Annotated in this window: 15 protein-coding genes and 2 tRNA genes; 4 read left to right on the forward strand and 13 right to left on the reverse strand. The window is 47.3% G+C overall.

Going from position 1 to position 18,006, the window contains the following annotated elements; translation table 11 throughout:
- Positions 1 to 10: 10 nt before the first annotated feature.
- From citC to RJ47_RS01595, 10 genes are all read right to left on the reverse strand, one after another.
- On the reverse strand, positions 11 to 1,108 hold the full coding sequence (gene citC / locus RJ47_RS01550; RefSeq protein WP_052237892.1) for a [citrate (pro-3S)-lyase] ligase: 1,098 nt from the start codon (positions 1,106 to 1,108) through the stop codon (positions 11 to 13).
- A gap of 200 nt (positions 1,109 to 1,308) precedes the next feature.
- Positions 1,309 to 2,814 (reverse strand): tripartite tricarboxylate transporter permease, encoded by a 1,506-nt coding sequence (locus tag RJ47_RS01555; protein WP_005474580.1) that lies wholly within the window; start codon positions 2,812 to 2,814, stop codon positions 1,309 to 1,311.
- A gap of 9 nt (positions 2,815 to 2,823) precedes the next feature.
- Positions 2,824 to 3,318 carry a tripartite tricarboxylate transporter TctB family protein gene (locus RJ47_RS01560; protein ID WP_039480757.1) on the reverse strand — a complete coding sequence of 165 codons (495 nt, stop codon included), beginning with the start codon at positions 3,316 to 3,318 and terminating at the stop codon, positions 2,824 to 2,826.
- 85 nt (positions 3,319 to 3,403) lie between these two features.
- A complete protein-coding gene (locus tag RJ47_RS01565; RefSeq protein WP_038191486.1) occupies positions 3,404 to 4,393 on the reverse strand; it encodes a Bug family tripartite tricarboxylate transporter substrate binding protein in 990 nt (329 codons plus the stop codon).
- A gap of 329 nt (positions 4,394 to 4,722) precedes the next feature.
- Positions 4,723 to 5,403: a hypothetical protein gene (locus RJ47_RS01570; RefSeq protein WP_038136594.1), complete on the reverse strand. Its 681-nt coding sequence runs from the start codon at positions 5,401 to 5,403 to the stop codon at positions 4,723 to 4,725.
- 76 nt (positions 5,404 to 5,479) lie between these two features.
- Positions 5,480 to 6,484, reverse strand: coding sequence for a DUF2955 domain-containing protein (locus RJ47_RS01575; protein WP_039480760.1), 1,005 nt, complete (start codon positions 6,482 to 6,484; stop codon positions 5,480 to 5,482).
- Complete coding sequence (locus RJ47_RS01580; RefSeq protein WP_039481632.1) at positions 6,474 to 7,538, reverse strand: HlyD family secretion protein; 1,065 nt, start codon at positions 7,536 to 7,538, stop codon at positions 6,474 to 6,476. Before RJ47_RS01580 ends, RJ47_RS01575 begins: the two co-directional genes overlap by 11 nt.
- A gap of 197 nt (positions 7,539 to 7,735) precedes the next feature.
- Positions 7,736 to 7,810: transfer RNA gene (locus RJ47_RS01585), tRNA-Gly, on the reverse strand.
- A gap of 23 nt (positions 7,811 to 7,833) precedes the next feature.
- A tRNA-Gly gene (locus RJ47_RS01590) sits at positions 7,834 to 7,908 on the reverse strand.
- Positions 7,909 to 8,103: 195 nt separating this feature from the next.
- Positions 8,104 to 8,643 (reverse strand): DUF3332 domain-containing protein, encoded by a 540-nt coding sequence (locus tag RJ47_RS01595; protein WP_038193035.1) that lies wholly within the window; start codon positions 8,641 to 8,643, stop codon positions 8,104 to 8,106.
- Positions 8,644 to 9,198: 555 nt separating this feature from the next.
- Between RJ47_RS01595 and RJ47_RS01600 the strand changes: the two genes are divergently transcribed.
- From RJ47_RS01600 to RJ47_RS01615, 4 genes are all read left to right on the forward strand, one after another.
- Positions 9,199 to 10,749, forward strand: coding sequence for an alanine/glycine:cation symporter family protein (locus RJ47_RS01600; RefSeq protein WP_038193037.1), 1,551 nt, complete (start codon positions 9,199 to 9,201; stop codon positions 10,747 to 10,749).
- A 441-nt stretch (positions 10,750 to 11,190) separates the two neighbouring features.
- A complete protein-coding gene (gene pdhA, locus RJ47_RS01605; RefSeq protein WP_005473690.1) occupies positions 11,191 to 12,282 on the forward strand; it encodes a pyruvate dehydrogenase (acetyl-transferring) E1 component subunit alpha in 1,092 nt (363 codons plus the stop codon).
- Positions 12,275 to 13,258 (forward strand): alpha-ketoacid dehydrogenase subunit beta, encoded by a 984-nt coding sequence (locus RJ47_RS01610; RefSeq protein WP_038193042.1) that lies wholly within the window; start codon positions 12,275 to 12,277, stop codon positions 13,256 to 13,258. The genes pdhA and RJ47_RS01610 overlap by 8 nt, the downstream gene beginning before the upstream one ends.
- A complete protein-coding gene (locus RJ47_RS01615) occupies positions 13,255 to 14,385 on the forward strand; it encodes a dihydrolipoamide acetyltransferase family protein (RefSeq protein ID WP_039480762.1) in 1,131 nt (376 codons plus the stop codon). Before RJ47_RS01610 ends, RJ47_RS01615 begins: the two co-directional genes overlap by 4 nt.
- A 50-nt stretch (positions 14,386 to 14,435) precedes the next feature.
- Here RJ47_RS01615 and RJ47_RS01620 read toward each other — a convergent pair whose 3' ends face one another.
- The 3 genes from RJ47_RS01620 to RJ47_RS01630 all read right to left on the reverse strand — a co-directional run bounded on the left by RJ47_RS01620 (position 14,436) and on the right by RJ47_RS01630 (position 17,993).
- On the reverse strand, positions 14,436 to 16,082 hold the full coding sequence (locus RJ47_RS01620; RefSeq protein ID WP_039480765.1) for a methyl-accepting chemotaxis protein: 1,647 nt from the start codon (positions 16,080 to 16,082) through the stop codon (positions 14,436 to 14,438).
- 188 nt (positions 16,083 to 16,270) lie between these two features.
- On the reverse strand, positions 16,271 to 17,230 hold the full coding sequence (locus tag RJ47_RS01625; protein ID WP_039480769.1) for an electron transfer flavoprotein subunit alpha/FixB family protein: 960 nt from the start codon (positions 17,228 to 17,230) through the stop codon (positions 16,271 to 16,273).
- A gap of 10 nt (positions 17,231 to 17,240) precedes the next feature.
- Positions 17,241 to 17,993, reverse strand: coding sequence for an electron transfer flavoprotein subunit beta/FixA family protein (locus RJ47_RS01630; protein WP_005473613.1), 753 nt, complete (start codon positions 17,991 to 17,993; stop codon positions 17,241 to 17,243).
- Positions 17,994 to 18,006 lie beyond the last annotated feature (13 nt).

Consider the following 18,006-nt stretch of genomic DNA (forward strand, 5'->3'; position numbering starts at 1 on the left):
CTTTTTTGGTTTATTGGCTCACTTCTGATGACTGCTGAGCTTGCTTCACTATCTTCATCGCTTTTCTTTTCACTTGATAGGGGGAGGTTTCCAAGTCAAACAGCTGCTTGAGATGTAGGTAGGTCGTTCTTGGTACTAGCTTCTCAATCATCTCCCATTGATTATCAAAGAGTAAATTTCTCACTAGTGACGCGGACACAGGAAGGTTTTCGCATTCGACGCGTGGGATCTCACTTAACGTAATGGGCGCATCTTGCAAGATTGGCGTGGATAACCATTGCTGCATTTGCTGATTATAAAATCGTGTGACGGCACAAATCGGCTCAGTTCCCACGAAGCGATGCGTAATGCCTAACGCAGGGGCGATGTGACTACGAAAGATCTGCAGGTCCATCGCGGTATGACAGTAGTTAATGACCCCTTCGTCTTTTAAGAAGTAACTTGGAAACGTCGCGCGAGAGATGATGTAATCTGACCCTTCATGCACGATGACATTGGGAAGGTCTCTCAGACCCGCTTTGATCATCAACAACCTATCTTGGTAGGTAAAAAAAGATCGATCCTCTTTTACCACAAACAGGTGCACCCAATCGCATTGTGACGCTGCGTGCTCTACCAAGTAACGATGGCCATTCGTGAACGGGTTTGCGTTCATGACAATGCTGCCTATCGTCTCCCCTTCTCGCTTGTACGCGCGTAACTCATCACAATAATCGGTCAGACGATGTCGGCTATTCTCCAGCAATATCACGCGATTTTTGACAGAAGCCAACTTGTAAAAACCAGCTTGCTTAAATAAGCGATAGTTGTCAGGTTTGGTATAAATAAACAGGTTATAGCGCCCCATGTCGTAGGCCATTGTCACTAACTCACTCAAAAGTGACGTAGACAAACCTTGACCCTGAACACTTTCATCGACCGCTATTGATTTAAGCGTGTTGCCAGCCAAACCGCCTGTTGCAATGATGGTATGGTTCGAATACGCGACGACAAAAAACTCTACGTCCTGATCGACTCCGAGCCCCATTTTAGTCAGAAATTCCCTCACTGCTCCCATTTTTCGTGAGTTTTGCCTTTGGATTTGTTCGAAGCGGTATGACATGAGCACGGCTCTTTTGGTTAAGTTTGCCCTTTAATTATCAATCTCCCCTGCACGACAAAGGATGAATCGCGTCATAGCTAGAGACAGGGAAAACTTATTAAATGGCGTTAATTGTTTTTATTCAGATACAGGGCGTTGACCCAAGTAAAAAGAAAAGCCAATTAATCGAAATCAATTGGCTTTGTATATTACGGCTTAGTTAGCCATTAAGCGGGTTGCTGAACTTGTTTACGCTTTTTCATCATACCGATAATTGGTAGCGCGATAGACAGAACAGTAATACCAATCAATACTTGTGACACTGTCGAACTTGCGAAGATAGACAGGTCTTGGTTAGAGATTCTGAACGCCTGACGGAATGACTGCTCCATGGTTCCCCCCACGATAACTGCTAGGATCATCGGAGCGGTCGGAATGTTCGCACGCTTCATCACAACCCCTGCTACACCTAAGATAACAAGAATGTAGAACTCAATCACTGAGTTACTGATTGCGTAACAGCCGATAAACGCTAGACCAAGTACAATTGGGTAAAGCACTTTAGGTGGAATGGCTAATACGCGAACCAAGACACCCGCTAGAGGAATGTTGACAACCGCTAGGATAATGTTTGCAACGAACATACTGGCGATTAGACCCCAAGCTACGTCAGCGTGTTGAACGAACAGGAGCGGACCAGGCTGAATACCCAACATCAGCAGTGCGCCCATCATTACCGCCGTTGTACCTGAGCCTGGTACACCTAGCGATAGCATTGGAATCATCGCACCGATTGATGCTGCGTTGTTCGCTGATTCTGGAGCCGCTAGACCTTCGATTGCGCCATCACCAAACTCTTCACTGTGCTTAGAAAGTTGCTTCTCGTTGTTGTAACACATGAGAGAGGCCATAGTACCACCAGCACCGGGTAGAGAGCCGATGATGAAACCTACTGGCGCACTACGTAGGATTGCCCACTTAGAGCGTTTCCAGTCATCGCCTTCAATCCAAATACGTTTAAATTTAGTTTGCGCTTTCTTCGTTCCCTTACTCAAAGAGCTAAAGCTCTTGAATACTTCACCCATCGCGTAGATACCGATGATGACCACAAGGAAATCAATACCTGTTTGTAGGTGCAAGTTACCAAAGGTAAAACGTTCTGTACCGGTTTGAGCGTCAATACCTACCGTTGCGATAGCAAGACCGATCACCATAGAAAGGAAGCCTTTGAGCATATTCCCTTTCGACATGGATGCCGTCATTGAAAGTGCCGCCACCATAAGTAGGAAATATTCCGCAGGGCCAAATTTCAAGGCAAACCCAGCAACTGGCTCAGCGAGTAATGTCATTAATACCGCTGCAATCATACCGCCAATTAGAGAAGCAATCGCCGAAATAGCCAGCGCCGATTCCGCACGTCCCTTCATCGCCATTGGATAACCATCGAACGTCGCCGCTAAGGCTGCCCCGTCCCCAGGCGTGTTGATCAAGATAGAACTACGTGAACCACCAAACATCGCGCCGATATAGACGCCCGTCATGGTGATCAACGCAGCGGTTGGGCCCATTGCAAATGTCATTGGGAGCAATACCGCGACCCCAGTTGCAGGCCCTAAGCCCGGCAGCATACCTACGATGGTACCTAACACACCGCCGACGGTGACAAGAAGTAGGTGATAAGGCTGAAAAGCAACACCAAACCCGTTAAATAAGTTAACAAAAATATCAGACATACAAGCGCCTTAACCCATAAAAGGTAGTGGTGGAAGACTAATGGCCAGCAGAGTGTTAAAGATAAAGAACACACTAACCGAGAATGCAACAGCGACCATTGCACTCTTCTTCCATGCCTTAATGCCACTGGTAATCGTAAGCATCGCGAATAGGAAGAAGAAAGTGCTAATAACGTAGCCAAGCGTGTCGAACAACAATGCGTAACCGATTGAAACAATACAGGTGTACAAGATACGTTTGCGGTCAAACTTCTTGGTTTCATCTTCATTGATGAGGTCAACGTATGCTTGAATCGACGCTTTGATGTTGCTTTTTGCCAGTAAGATACCGCCAACAATAATGGCGAGTACGGCGACTCCCATTGGGAAATAGATGGGATCTAATGGATTTCCAAATGCTGCCCTAGGCATTGCATAAGTCATACCACCATAAATAAGACCAAAAGCGATGCTGAATATGCCGGTAAATGCATCCCAGTTTGGACTAACTTTTTTATTTTCCATTTTGAATCCTTTTCGAACCGAGAGAGAAACTTGGTCATAGAAGGTTAGAGCGCTTTGATACGCCCTAACCCACTAACAGGGAACGTTAGCGTTTAAAGATTTCTGCCAGAATCTCTTTGTACTGCTCATTGGTTTGAGCTAAGAACTTCGTGAAATCCTCACCGTTTTGGTATGCCGCATCCCAGCCGTTACGCTTACGAGCTTCTGCCCACTCTGGTGTTTCAACCATGTTTTTAAGTGTGGTGTTCCAATAAGTGACCGCGTACTCAGGCATGTCTTTTGGTGCAAACAGACCGCGCCAGTTTTCAAACGTTGCGTCGATGCCCTGTTCTTTAACCGTAGGGATTTTCGCCACTTCGCCTTCACCCACTCGCTTAGATGCGGTTTGCGCTAGCGCACGAAGATTGCCACTTTCAACTAACTGCGCCACATCGCCAAGACCGGTCGAAATGAGGTCAACGTGTCCACCCAGTACTTGAGCCACAGCACCGCCGTCTTGAAACGAGATGTAGTCGATCTGGTTTAGGTTTGGCACGCCCGCAGCTTTGGCGATCAATAGGAACTGGATGTGGTCCATACTACCTGCCGCCGAAGTACCGCCGACTTTTACCGATTTTGGATCTTTCTTAAGCGCTTCCATAACCTCATTGATAGAGGTGTATTTTGAGTCTTTAGAGACAACGAATGCGCCATAGTCGGTAATTAGACGAGCCAGAGGAGTGGTATCTTCGTAGCTGTATTTGCTTGAACCAGTTAGGTGCGTCAACAAAATTGGTGGAGAGTAAACGGAGATTAGCTTGTCACTACCCTTCTGTGTTTGCATGTACGCTAAGTTTACCGCGCCACCACCACCAGGGCGGTTGGTGATTGGCATATTAGCTTCTACAAGCCCAGTATCTTTCAACGTTTTAGCAACGGTACGGATGGTTAAATCCCAGCCACCGCCAGCACCAGAAGGAGCGACAAAAGAAAGTGTCTTAGGTGGGTAATCCTCTCCAGCGATACTCGTTAATGGAAGAGCAGCAATCGAGGTCATTGCCGCTCCAATCATCAAGCTCTTAAGTTTCATGTTCATTCGATATACCTATTATGGTTATGTTGTTTTGATTTCAACCAGCGACAAAGGGGTACAGCTCCCGCGCCAATTGATGAAGTTATTATTGAATGAACAATGAAAAGGTTATGTGATACGTCACCTTATAAATTAGTTGTTTAATGTAGGTTATGGCGTTAATGGACTTTACTCAGAAGATAAGATTAAGCCATTGTATTTATTAAATAATTGCTAAAAGAAACACACACCACAGCCCGTTTTAAAGTGGTGAGAGTTAATGTTAAAAGTCGCCGAATGGCTATGAGAAGAGGCAGATACGTAAAGCAAATACGCTCTGTAATGGGCTTGTATTAGGAACCAGAAATGCGCGCTTCGCTCTCGCCGTTATCGCCAAAATCCAAGCTCGACACATAGACTCGGAAATAAAATACCGACATCAAAACCACCACAATGGAAGAGACTAGCTCAGCAATCAGCCCTGAAATAAGAAGGTGATTAAACCCCGCCCCATCTGGCGCAGATAACAGCAAATCCATCACCAAACCACCGCCGCCAATCGCCAGTGCACCAAGCATCAATGTCGAGGTGTAAGATTGTGTTTGCCCCCAACTGCTGCTCATCGCTTCAAAAGGCGTTCGCTTATTGAGTACAGATTCAAACTCCGCAAACCCATAGCGAGCGGATAAATAAATCCCAGGAATAATGAGCACCATCAAGCCGACTAAAACAGCAAGACCATACATCAAATGCACACAAAACAAACGCAACCATTCATAAAGAGAAACAGACAACTCTGGTTTGCTGCCCGTCACAACGGATGCCATGTACTTGATCAATCGACAAACATAAAATGCTTGCCCAAGTGCATAGACCGCCAAATAGAGAGAAAACAACAAAACATTATCTTGTTCGGTGGTGTTCAAGTACGCGCCAAACGCCGACATGGCAAGGAAGAACGGCCCCACAATAGTGAAAATAGGACCACGATGTGAGCGAAGAAAGTTGGCGCTATCAATGAGTAATTTAATCATCCTGACATTGGCGAGTTCAATTTATGGTTGACCAATCATATCAGAAAGATAGCGCAGATGTGATCACGGAAAGTGACTACGTGTTGTTCGCGCTGGTCGGCTTCACTCTCGTCAGGTTGAGAATCACCGTCGCAATTACAATCGCGATAGCAATGGAGACAAAACGCATAAACTCTGCGTTGAGCGGTTCACTTCCTTGGTAATTGAGTAATTGATTGAGCAAAACGATAAAATTGGTAAAAAGGAGTTGGTAAACGCTTAAGCGGCATTGACGACGAATAGCAAAACTCGCAAGCTGAAGCCCCATAAAGCAACTCACACCAAAAACTGCCCAAGTCGGCATCATCAATATCGAGTGAGCAATCATAATCGGTAATGTAGCGAGAATACCGACCAAGGTCGCCACCAAACGATTATTACGAAAAATTCTCTGGTCCCTCGATATTGGAATTTTAATCATGCTTCCAAGGGTGATGGCAATTAACAATGTTTGAGAGCTGCCCGTGCCTACCAAAAGGTACATCGCGATCAATACTGTAGTCGCTTTAAACAAGATCAACCCGATATGGGTCTGTGCTCCATCCATGTCCTGCTCGTCTGGTAGCACCTCCTTTTCATCACCAGGAAACAGAATGAAACTCGCATAAGTGACAGCGATGGCAATCAGGAAAGTTTCCAATATGAGCCAAGGTAAGTAGGTGACGGCGATATGAAACTGTAGGTTGACGGTAAACGTGATGACAATAAACAAAAGCAGAAACGTCGCCAGCATATCCTTGGGATCATTATGGCTGCGATAGAAGCTCCAAAACAGCGCCAACCAACAGAACAGACCAAAGCCAGTAGGAGAGTCCACCAGCACTTGCCCAACAAGAAGAACGCCTAAACTCGTTACAGCGATTAACACAAACAATTTAGCCATCATACTCACTGGCGGTCTCATCGGCATGATGGTCAAAAATATCACCACAAACAACGGGGCAAGAACTGGTAGAACAGCCCCTTGTGCAATCTGATAAAAGAGCAACAGAGTCGGTGCAATGACTAACCGAATGATCGGGTTCGCGGTACTATGAAACATAAGTCCAGATACTCACGACTCTCATCCAGATACCCGCTAGAAACTCTCCGAAGCCACTTTGCTCGGTATAAAATGCCACGGTAGCTTGAGAACCGTAACGAATGTTGCTGAGTTCCGAAAGATTATCGAACTCTATGTTGACAGGATAACGCTGAGGCGTTGTATTGCCTTGACTAGCATTCAGAAAGCCCGTTTCCGGATCGATGCTATTGCTTCCACCCGTGCCCCATCCGATGCTCTCGACTTTACCAGACAGCACTCGACCAGGAAGCGCGTCCAGAACAATTTTTACGCGTTGACCCGGCTTGATGTACTCCATCGAATTTTCACGCACAAGAGCAGACAACCAGACATTCCTCGGGTCGATAAACGTCAGCACGGGCGCACCAGAAGAAACATGCTGACCCGTGGTCAATTGCATGTTAGTCACAACACCTCTTGATGGCGCGACAACTTCCGTCTTCCTTAGGTCCAGTTCAGCTTTCTCTAAACTCGCCATTGCTGCCAAAATTTGTGGATTATTTTCACCTGTAGGACCGAGGTTTTGTTTCGCTTGAACTAACGAGGCTTGCGCCGCATCCAACGACGCTTGGGCGCGCTCTTTTGCTTCATTAGCGTTATCAAGATCAGACTGACTTAATACACCTCGAGCAGCAAGCTGCTTGGTTCGATTTGCTTGCTCTCTGGCATTATCTCTTGCAGCCAACGCATCGACGACTTTAGCCTGCGCAACCTCTACAGCAGCGGTGCTTGCGCCAATATTTTGCCCTGCTATTGCTAAGTTTGCTTGCGCCGATGCCAATGCAATCTCATAGTTTCGCGGGTCGATGCGAAACAACAATTCGCCTTGCTCGACCACTTGGTTGTCGTTCACATCAACAGAAACGATGTTGCCCGACACTTCTGGTGCGATTCGTACCAAATAGGTATGCACCTTAGAGTCTGTGGTAATCGGAGTAACACGATCCGACCATAGGCTGTATAACCAAACCGTAAGAACGGTACAAATGATATAGAGACTTAATTTACGTGAGGATTTTTCTGCAGAAGACATGGCAAACTCATCAAATTTAACTTGCCAATACTGTACTCTCAGAACAAATTTGTTGCCATTAAAAGGCATACTTTTAGCCTAAATAACTCGAAGTTGCCGTATTTTTTAATAAGAAGCCAAGTACATTTAGGGCGCGATTCAGTCAATCTACAACGAGCTGTTAGTGTGATATTGAAAGCGATAAAGATTGGAAATTTTGGAGCGTACTGCGGGAATCGAACCCGCATCATCAGCTTGGAAGGCTGAGGTAATAGCCATTATACGAAGTACGCATAGAAATGATGTTGCGATGTCTTGGAGCGTGCAGCGGGAATCGAACCCGCATCATCAGCTTGGAAGGCTGAGGTAATAGCCATTATACGATGCACGCATCATCGTGAAGACAGTTTCAATATGCCACAGATAACTGAAAAGAAAAGTCTTTTTTGACGTATTTGGTTTGACTGGTGATTTGATCACCACTTCGGTCTATATTTGACGTCACTCTGCTGATTTTGTTTTCACTGACAAGATCTCAGCCAATTGAGTGAGGCACCTTCCACTAGGCGGAAGGTGCCAGCGTGAATTAGATGTTCGCTGCTGCGATGTACTGATTCAATTCTTCGTTCGATACTGTCGTCACATGTTGATCATTTAGGTAAAACGCAACGCTGTCACTTGCCTTTTCACCGCGAAGGACTTGAGTCGTACCATCGATGTATGAGATGTCCATCTGCATGGTATTTTCATCGATTTGATGCATAGTCGCTTTTTCGATGTTGCCATTGTTCGCCAGCGGTACTGTGGTTAGTGAGCTGTCGAGTTGATCATTGACCTTGATGTAGTTTTTTGTCGGCATATCCACTACCGCAGGAGACTTACCGGTAATTGGGTTTTTGCCCGTCCAGAACTCAACTGCGTTAAAAATAAATAAGTCTGCTGCACCAGCGATACCGTAAACCGGTGAAAGAAGTAGGAACATGCCTTCACGACCATAACGGTTATCAACCACTTCTAGGTTGAATTTAGAGACCATACCCGTGATGCCCATTTGACCCATACAACCCGTTAGTGAGGTTAATCCAAGGCCCGCAACAACCGCCATTTTAATAGCATTCGATTTCATAATATTTACCCTTAATTAAGATGGCGCGCATCCTACTCCTCAATCATTTATAATCAATCTCCCCCACTCCACATTTGACAGAAACTTAACTGTGTTAAGGCTCTGTTTTTAATAGCTTATTTTGCAACCAACCCAGACAAAATCGCTCATTCACCCAAGAAATCTAACTCATCATTAAAACATCACCCAATATGCATCGGGTAACACATTTGTTATATACAAATCACTAATAAATACGCCAAAAAACTGGCTGTTATCTGGTCAAATTATAAACAGATAGTTTTATCAACCATGCAAATGTTAAAAATAATGCATCACACCAGCGGCTTGTGATTGGTCTATATCTCTACATAAACACATAAAAGCAGCGAAAAAGTTTAAAATTACCGATCATTGTTAGTAAAAATCAGAACTGTTTTCTAAGTCATGTTTTCCGACAAAGATGTTGCGAACTAATAGATAAAATGAATAATAGCAGTTGTTACACACATGTAACAAAACACAACATCATATAAATATTATTCATATAAACTTTAATGCACAGGCAGGAAAAGCATGACAAAGCGTATCTCGCTTGCCCTTTTGGCGAGCACATTTGCAGGTAGCGCTGCGGCTTCCAACTTGGATGACAAGATCAACGAAGTAGTAGCACCCATCGTCAACCCATTTGTAGGAATGATCTTCTCGACCATTCCTTTCCCTTTTACTGACGTACAGGTGCCGTGGATCGTTCTTTGGTTGGTTGTAGCAGCTCTTTTCTTCACGTTTTACCTTGGCTTCATCAATGTTCGCGGTTTCAAGCACGCGGTGCAGTTGGTGTCTGGTAAATTCTCTGATCCAAAAGCAAAAGAAGAGGGTGAAGTATCCCATTTCCAAGCTCTAACAACGGCGTTATCGGGCACCGTTGGTCTAGGTAACATCGCAGGTGTTGCGGTCGCTGTCTCTATTGGTGGCGCAGGTGCAACATTCTGGATGATACTTGCCGGCCTACTTGGTATGTCCAGTAAGTTTGTAGAGTGTGCTCTTGGTGTGAAATACCGAAACACAAACCCTGATGGCTCCGTTTCAGGTGGTCCTATGTACTACCTGAGCAAAGGTCTGGCGAATCGCGGCAATGCAGCATTTGGTCGTACTCTTGCGGTACTCTTCTCTGTGTTCGCAATTGGTGGTTCTCTTGGTGGCGGTAACATGTTCCAAGCAAACCAAGCGTTCAAACAGGTTGTAGGCGTAACGGGTGGCGACGCTTCATTCTTCGCAGACAAAGGTTGGTTGTTCGGTCTGATCCTAGCGGTTATCGTTGGTATCGTTATCATCGGTGGTATCAAATCTATCGCGAAAGTGACTGAGAAAGTTGTTCCATTTATGGCAACGATCTACGTTGGTGCAGCGCTGGTTATCCTACTGATTAACTTTGATAAGATTGATGACGCATTTGGCGCAATCTTCCACGGTGCATTCACTGGTGAAGGTATTGCAGGTGGTGTTATCGGCGTGCTTATCCAGGGCTTTAAACGTGCAGCGTTCTCGAACGAAGCGGGTGTCGGTTCTGCGGCGATTGCTCACGCAGCAGTAAAAACCAAAGAGCCAATGTCTGAAGGTTTTGTCTCTCTATTAGAACCTTTCATCGACACGGTTGTTATCTGTACCATGACCGCATTGGTTATCATCATTACCGGTTACCTTGATACTGACCACGGCCTTGCGGGCGTTGAGCTAACTTCAGCGGCATTTGGTAGCGCAATTAGCTGGTTCCCATACGTTCTTGCCATTGCGGTTGTTCTGTTCGCCTTCTCTACCATGATCTCTTGGTCATACTACGGCTTGAAAGCGTGGACTTACCTATTCGGTGAGAGCAAAACAGCAGAGCTTATCTTCAAGGTGAAATTCTGTGTGTTTGTTGTTATCGGTGCGGCAATGAACCTAGGTCCTGTTATCGACTTCTCAGATGCAATGATCTTCGCGATGGCGTTGGTGAACATTGTTGGTCTATACATCTTGGTTCCTGAAGTGAAACGTGATCTAGCGGATTACCTAGAGCGTTTCAACGCGGGCAAAGTGTACAAAGTACAACAGAAGCAAAACTTAACGGAGCAGCCAGAGTCTTAATGGCAAGCTCTTAGCAAAACAGCAGGTCTTGGCCTGCTGTTTTTGTTTTGACGAGTTTGATTTTATTTACTGGCAATACTTTCGATTACAGGCAATAACTCTATATCTATTGAACCCAAAAGCTTCAAACTGGCACTTCCTGCTGACAAATCACTTAATGTAAATCGTGATTTACTCTCTCCCTCAAGACAAAATTAAGCACAATTTAACATATTGGTTACACTTACCTTAAACCGTAGATACCAATATTCATTGCTAGATTGTTGTGTATTGGCAGTTGAAAAGTACGTGGTGAGAATCATCTTTGGTAATTTGTTTCAAATGAGACCTCCACGACTCACTCAAAGGTATCTACCTTGGCTAAAGCCGAAACATGGCGTTAGTCAGCTATGCGTTTGATTTGGTGCGATCCACCGGACAAAGGCGATGAAGGAGATTCCGATGAACGTACAAGCTCTACCCATGCTGCGATTTATCGACCATTTGGGTGAATCTGTCAATCAATTACCAAGCTGGGCAGATTCCGCAACCTTAACGCAGTACTACAAAGACATGGTAATGTCGCGAACCTACGACAACAAAGCCGTCGCACTCCAGCGCACTGGCAAACTGGGCACCTACCCCTCTCACTTAGGCGCCGAAGCGTATGGCGTTGCCATTGGTCATGCCATGCACCCAAACGACGTGTTTATCCCCTACTACCGAGATATGCCAGCGATGTGGGTGCGCGGTGTGCCAATGGAAAAAAATTTGCAGTATTGGGGCGGTGATGAACGAGGCAGTGATTTCAACGCCAAAGATGGAACACCCAGTGCAGATTTGCCTTTCTGTGTCCCGATTGCCACTCAATGCACCCATGCCGTTGGCGTCGCTTCCGCGCTGAAAATCGAAGGCAATCACCGAGTTGCTCTTGTCACCTGTGGTGATGGCGCAACCTCCAAAGGCGACTTTTTAGAGTCCATCAACTGCGCAGGAGCATGGAATTTACCCTTGGTCTTTGTCGTCAACAATAACCAATGGGCCATTTCCGTCCCTCGTCAGCTCCAGTGCGCGGCCGATTTTCTTGCCGAAAAAGCCAAGGGCGCAGGTATCGAGGGTATCACGGTTGACGGCAACGACATTGTCGCTATGCATGATGCCGTACTTACCGCCTTAGACCGAGCAAGAAAAGGCAAAGGCCCGACTTTGATTGAAGCGATCAGTTATCGCCTTAGCGATCATACCACCGCCGATGATGCGACTCGCTACCGCAGCGACGACGAACTCAAGCAAGCGTGGCAATATGAACCCATTTCGCGCCTCAAACAACACCTGTCCCAAACGGGGGCATGGGATGAAAGCCAAGATGAGTCGTGGCTCAAAGCATGCAAAGAAACCGTTGAGCAAGCCGTTGCCAACTACTTGAGCATTGTCCCCGAGGCACCAGAAACCGCGTTTGACTACCTTTATGAAACCGCCCCTGTCGAACTCAATGAACAGCGAGACGCTTTGATCAACAAGGCAATGCGAATGCAAGGAGGTCATCATGGCTGAAATGACTCTCGTTGAAGCGGTCAACCTCGCCCTCCACCACGAAATGGCAAAAGATGCCAACGTGATTGTGCTTGGCGAGGATGTCGGTGATAACGGCGGCGTATTTCGCGCAACCGTAGGCTTAAAAGAGAAGTTCGGCTTACGACGCGTGATCGACTCCCCTTTAGCAGAAGCGTTGATAGGTGGCGTAGCTGTGGGAATGGCAACCCAAGGTTTGCGCCCTGTTGCTGAGTTCCAGTTTCAAGGATTTGTTTTTCCGGCTATGGAACACTTAATGTGTCATGCAGCCCGAATGCGCAACCGAACTCGTGGCCGACTCACCTGCCCTGCGGTCTTCCGTGCTCCCTTTGGCGGTGGGATTCATGCCCCAGAACATCACTCTGAAAGTATCGAAGCCTTGTTCGCTCATATTCCGGGCTTCAAAGTTGTGATTCCTTCTTCGCCCCAGCGCGCTTACGGTTTGTTGCTCGCCTCTATTCGCAGCAATGATCCGATTCTCTTTTTTGAACCCAAACGCATCTATCGAACCGTCAAGTCAGAGGTGGTCGACAGCGGCGAAGCGCTCCCGCTCGACACGTGCTTTACGTTAAGAAAAGGGCGCGACATCACACTTGTCACATGGGGCGCGTGCGTTGTTGAGTCGTTGCAAGCGGCCGAAACCCTATCCAAACAAGGGGTTGAGGTTGAAGTCATCGATCTGGCAAGCATCAAACCTCTCGATATGGACACCATATTAAAGTCACTGGAAAAAACCGGACGACTGCTCGTGGTACATGAAGCGAGTCGAAGCGGCGGCGTTGGCGCAGAGATCATTACTCGGGTGGCGGAAAAAGCGTTGTGTATTCTCAAAGCGCCACCAAAACGGGTCACAGGGATGGATACCATCATGCCCTATTACCGAAATGAAGATTACTTCATGATTCAAGAGCAAGACATTGTCTTAGCAGCCAAAGAGCTAGTGGAGGGCTGGAAATGAAACGCTTCTTACTACCCGATTTAGGCGAAGGATTAGCCGAATCAGAAATTATCGAATGGCATGTCAACGAAGGCGATCATGTCGAGTTGGATCAAACCGTATTAACAGTGGAAACAGCCAAAGCGGTTGTCGAAGTTCCTGCGCCTTATAGCGGCACGATCATCAAGCGATACGGTAACGAAGGCGACGTCGTCAACATTGGCGCGTTGTTGTTGGAAATTGAAGAGAGCGAAGCCGCGGTGTCGGTTGCCTCGACTCAAACGGCAGACGCAGCAACGGTTGTCGGCAATGTTTCTCAAGCGGCTCACCACGTTGCCGTGGACAATTTTTGGGTCGGAAATGACAGCAACCATAATGATTCATCACCCGTGATCGCCATGCCCTCGGCACGCTTATTGGCGAAAAAACTCGGCGTGAATATTGATAGCATTGAAGGTACGGGTGATAAAGGCTTGATCACCGACGATGATATCTATCATGAGGCAGGAAGGCAGCAGCCCGGTACCGAAGTGCTCAAAGGGGCGCGTCGCACTATGGTTTCAACCATGACAGAATCCCACCACAATGTTGCTTCCGTCACCATCACTGAGGAAGCCAATTTAATCAATTGGCCAGAAGGCGAAGACATCTCCTCTCGGTTGATTCAAGCTGTGGTCTACGCGTGCCAAAAAGAACCCGCTTTGAATGCCTGGTTTGATGCCGATACCATGACGCGCTGCGTGTATAGCACCGTCAACATCGGGATCGCTGTCGATAGTGCTCACGGTTTATACGTTCCGGTACTTCGTCACGCTGATACGCAGAATCCAGAGCAAGTCCGGCAGTGGCTTAATGAAACCGTCAAAGGCATTCGAGAGCGAAAAATAGGCAGAGAGCAACTGCAACACGCTACTATTACGTTGTCAAATTTTGGTGCCATCGCGGGTATTTACGCTACGCCCGTTGTTTCGCCGCCACAAGTTGCTATTGTTGGCGCTGGCCGAATCATCGACAAACTCACTCTGGTTAACAACCAGCCTGTGATGACTAAAGCAATGCCACTTTCTATCACCTTCGACCATAGAGCCTGTACCGGAGGAGAAGCCGCGCGCTTTACCAAAAAGTTGGTGGAACACCTCGAGAAATAGCACTGCAACCCAAAAAAACGCCGAATCAAAATTCGGCGTTTTGCTAACGGTTAGATTTTGAAGTTGCCCACCAACCCATCGAGTTGTTTGGAAAGCTGCATGAGATGTTCGCTGCTGGCGTTCAATTGTTCAGCGACCTGAGCGGTTTCACCCGTGAACTGATTGATTTCTTCAACGTTGCGATTAATTTCACCCACCACGCTCGATTGCTCTTCGGTTGCCGTTGCCACTTGAATATTTTGATCACTGATATGAGTGATGTGCTGCTCTATCTGCTGCAATGATTCGTTCGCTTCAGCCGCACTGGTGACCACAAGCAAGCTTTGATCTCGACCATTTACCATTGCGCTCACCGCACGATTGGACTCACCCTGCAAGCGGTCAATCACGCCTTGAATTTCCTCAGTCGAGTCCGCCGACAAGCTGGCTAACTTTCGTACTTCATCCGCTACGACAGCAAATCCTCGACCTTGCTCACCCGCGCGGGCGGCTTCTATCGCAGCATTGAGTGCCAGCAAGTTCGTTTGTTCTGAAATTCCGCGAATCGTATCCAAAATCGAACTGATATCTTCAACTTGATTGGCGAGGGACGTCACCACTTCGCTCGCCTGCTCTAGCTCTCGTTTTAGCTCGCTAATTTGCTCACCCGCACTGCCAACAACGTGCGAACCCGATTGCGCTTGGCATGTCGCTTCTTTGGCGACTTCGGCGGCTTGCGCTGCATTGGTAGCAATTTCACTCACTGTCGCCCCAAGCTGATGAATCGCTGTCGCGACTTGTGTCGTTCTATCGCGCTGGTTGGTGCAATGCCCTTGCGTAAGCCCTGCATGTTCAGAGACTTGTCGCGCGGTCATCGCCAGTTGTGTAGAGTTCATCGCCACATCTTTGATCGACTCATGCACGCGGCTTACAAAGGCGTTAAAACTGGCCGCTATCGATGAAAGCTCATCTTTACCGTCTAGCTCTAAACGTGTATCCAACGCCATGTTATCCGCAGCATGGGAAATGGAGTTTTGTAAGTAGGCGACACGACGCTTTAGGCTCAACACAGTAACAGCGGAAATAATCAATGAAATGACTAACCCCATCCCGATGATGGTGAACAGCTGGGTTTGGCCAACACTGTAATCTTGTTCACTCTGCGCGTATTGGGCCTCGGCCTGAACCAGCAAGGTATCGAGAATCTTGTTGGCGTGATTTTTCAGCACACCATAAGTTTTCGCATATTTCGCTTTGTAGATTTGGCGAGCACTTTCGAGATCATTGTTTTCCAGCACGGCAAGCATCGGCGTAAGCTCCTCTGCGACCATACGTTCAAACTCACGTAATAATTTGCTCACCTCTTGCTTAAGCTCGGGTGTGGCTTGCGCTTGTACCGCGTATTCAATCGCTTGGCGCATTTCGGGGATGTCTTCTTCTCGCGTTTCCTTCACGCGAGTTAATACACCTTTTTTGTCACGTAGGGAGCTATCTTGCAGCAGCATCATATCGATACCCACACGCATTCGCGGGATCCGCGAGGCCACTTCAGCCATGGATCGCATCGGCGCAGACGTGTTGAGGAAGAGTTTCTCTGATTGGAGCTGAATTCGAGACATACTGTTGAAACCCGTGATGCCGATGATAATCAGTGCTAAACATGGCAGAAGTACCGCAAAAATAAGGCGGCTTTGTAGGGTAAACTTATTGGCAAACATTGTCGTTCCTTCTTACAACTTTATTATTATTGTTACAATTTATACTTTTGATGATAACGACATGCTTGGGTATGAGACACCTTTCTTAATGCTGTTTATGTCAATCAATGACGTTTATGGTTTTTATGTACAAAAGCCTTGAGGCGACCTCCAAATCGCGCTCAAGGCTTGCGGTGAAAAGCGCTCTGTTAGTGAGCCAGTAAATTGTTGAGTTTGGGCAATATTTCAAACAAATCGCCGACCAAACCGTAATCCGCCACCTCGAAAATCGGCGCATCTGGGTCACTGTTGATTGCAACCACCACCTTCGATGCCTTCATGCCTGCAACATGCTGAATCGCCCCGGAGATTCCCACCGCGATGTAGAGATCCGGCGCAACAATCTTACCAGTTTGACCCACTTGCAGATCGTTGGATACGTAACCCGCATCGACTGCGGCCCTTGATGCGCCAATCGCAGCATGTAAGCTATCCGCAAGGGATTCAACTAGGGCAAAGTTCTCTTTACTGCCAACACCTCGACCGCCGGACACAACCACACTGGCTGACGTCAAATCCGGTCTAGCACTCTCTGTTCGTTGCTGCCCCACCAGCTCAGTGTTAATCACGGGCAGGCTCACCTCGACAGGGACAATTTCACTGTTTGGTTGAACGCCAAGTGACACCTTATCAAACGCGGATTCACGCACCGTGATCACCACTTTGTTATCCTGAGAGGTCACTTTAGCCAGGGCATTGCCGGCGTATATGGGGCGTATCACCGTTCTAGCTGATTCAATGGCAATCACATCAGACAACTGCCCGACATCAAGCAGCGCGGCGACACGCGGTGACAAATCTTTGCCAAATGAGCTTGCCGGCATCAATAAATGAGAATAAGGCTCCGCCACTTTGGCAACAATGGGCGCGAAACACTCGGCGAGTGGTGTACCTAGCGCTGGGTGAGCCGCAGCCAAAACTTTATCGACCTGTTCAATGCTCGCTAATGACTCACCAAGTGACGTGTGGTTTTCACCCAGCAACAGAACATCCACGCCAGAGCCTGAGATATGCTTTGCGACTTGACGCGCGGCTTCAATGGCCGCGAGCGTGCCAGAAGAGATAGACTGACCATCATGTTCAGCTACAACCAAAATTCGTTCACTCATGATGCCCTCCTTACTCGATCACTTTGGCTTCGTTGCGCAGTTTGTCGACCAGTTCCTCGACGGAGCTCACCATCACACCCGCCTGCTTAACGGGTGGTGCCATCACAGCTTCGATGGTTTGTGTCGGTTGATAGCTAACGCCTAAAGCCTCAAGACTAAGTACCTCCATTGGCTTACGTTTGGCTTTCATGATATTGGGTAACGACGCATACCTTGGTTCATTTAGGCGCAAGTCGGTGCTCACAATTGCGGGTAACGTAAGCCTAAGCTGCTCTAATCCTCCATCGACTTCTCGTTCGACTTCCACATAATCACCGTCGATATTCAACTTGGAAGCAAAGGTCGCTTGTGGACGCTGTGACAAAGCCGCTAACATTTGTGCGACTTGATTATTGTCAGTATCGATAGATTGTTTGCCCAGCAAAACCAGTGCTGGCTGCTCTTTACTCATCAGTGCGTTCAGTATTTTCGCAACGCCAAGTGGCTGACATGTGTTATCAACCTGAACATGAATGGCTCTGTCTGCGCCCAATGCTAAGGCTGAGCGCAACTGCTCTTGGCACGCCTCATCCCCCAGCGATACCACGATCACCTCACTGGCGTGTCCAGCTTCTTTGAGTCGTATCGCTTCCTCGACGGCAATTTCGCAAAATGGATTGATGGTCATTTTTACATTTGTGTCTTCAACACCGCTTCCATCGGCTTTTACCCGAACTTTGGTGTAGGGGTCGATAACTCGTTTTATGGCGACTAGTACTTTCATATACCCTCCGGCC

It is taken from the genome of Vibrio sinaloensis (assembly GCF_000808535.1).
Lineage (GTDB): Bacteria > Pseudomonadota > Gammaproteobacteria > Enterobacterales > Vibrionaceae > Vibrio > Vibrio sinaloensis_D.

Excerpts from the sequence above, each read along its gene's own strand:
- RJ47_RS01615 (WP_039480762.1), top strand. The coding sequence starts at position 13,255 with ATGAAACGCTTCTTACTACCCGATTTAGGCGAAGGATTAGCCGAATCA.
- RJ47_RS01575 (WP_039480760.1), bottom strand. The coding sequence starts at position 6,484 with ATGTTTCATAGTACCGCGAACCCGATCATTCGGTTAGTCATTGCACCG.
- RJ47_RS01560 (WP_039480757.1), bottom strand. The coding sequence starts at position 3,318 with ATGGAAAATAAAAAAGTTAGTCCAAACTGGGATGCATTTACCGGCATA.
- RJ47_RS01620 (WP_039480765.1), bottom strand. The coding sequence starts at position 16,082 with ATGTTTGCCAATAAGTTTACCCTACAAAGCCGCCTTATTTTTGCGGTA.
- RJ47_RS01565 (WP_038191486.1), bottom strand. The coding sequence starts at position 4,393 with ATGAACATGAAACTTAAGAGCTTGATGATTGGAGCGGCAATGACCTCG.
- RJ47_RS01595 (WP_038193035.1), bottom strand. The coding sequence starts at position 8,643 with ATGAAATCGAATGCTATTAAAATGGCGGTTGTTGCGGGCCTTGGATTA.
- RJ47_RS01555 (WP_005474580.1), bottom strand. The coding sequence starts at position 2,814 with ATGTCTGATATTTTTGTTAACTTATTTAACGGGTTTGGTGTTGCTTTT.
- RJ47_RS01600 (WP_038193037.1), top strand. The coding sequence starts at position 9,199 with ATGACAAAGCGTATCTCGCTTGCCCTTTTGGCGAGCACATTTGCAGGT.
- RJ47_RS01610 (WP_038193042.1), top strand. The coding sequence starts at position 12,275 with ATGGCTGAAATGACTCTCGTTGAAGCGGTCAACCTCGCCCTCCACCAC.
- RJ47_RS01580 (WP_039481632.1), bottom strand. The coding sequence starts at position 7,538 with ATGTCTTCTGCAGAAAAATCCTCACGTAAATTAAGTCTCTATATCATT.
- RJ47_RS01570 (WP_038136594.1), bottom strand. The coding sequence starts at position 5,403 with ATGATTAAATTACTCATTGATAGCGCCAACTTTCTTCGCTCACATCGT.
- RJ47_RS01630 (WP_005473613.1), bottom strand. The coding sequence starts at position 17,993 with ATGAAAGTACTAGTCGCCATAAAACGAGTTATCGACCCCTACACCAAA.
- pdhA (WP_005473690.1), top strand. The coding sequence starts at position 11,191 with ATGAACGTACAAGCTCTACCCATGCTGCGATTTATCGACCATTTGGGT.
- RJ47_RS01625 (WP_039480769.1), bottom strand. The coding sequence starts at position 17,230 with ATGAGTGAACGAATTTTGGTTGTAGCTGAACATGATGGTCAGTCTATC.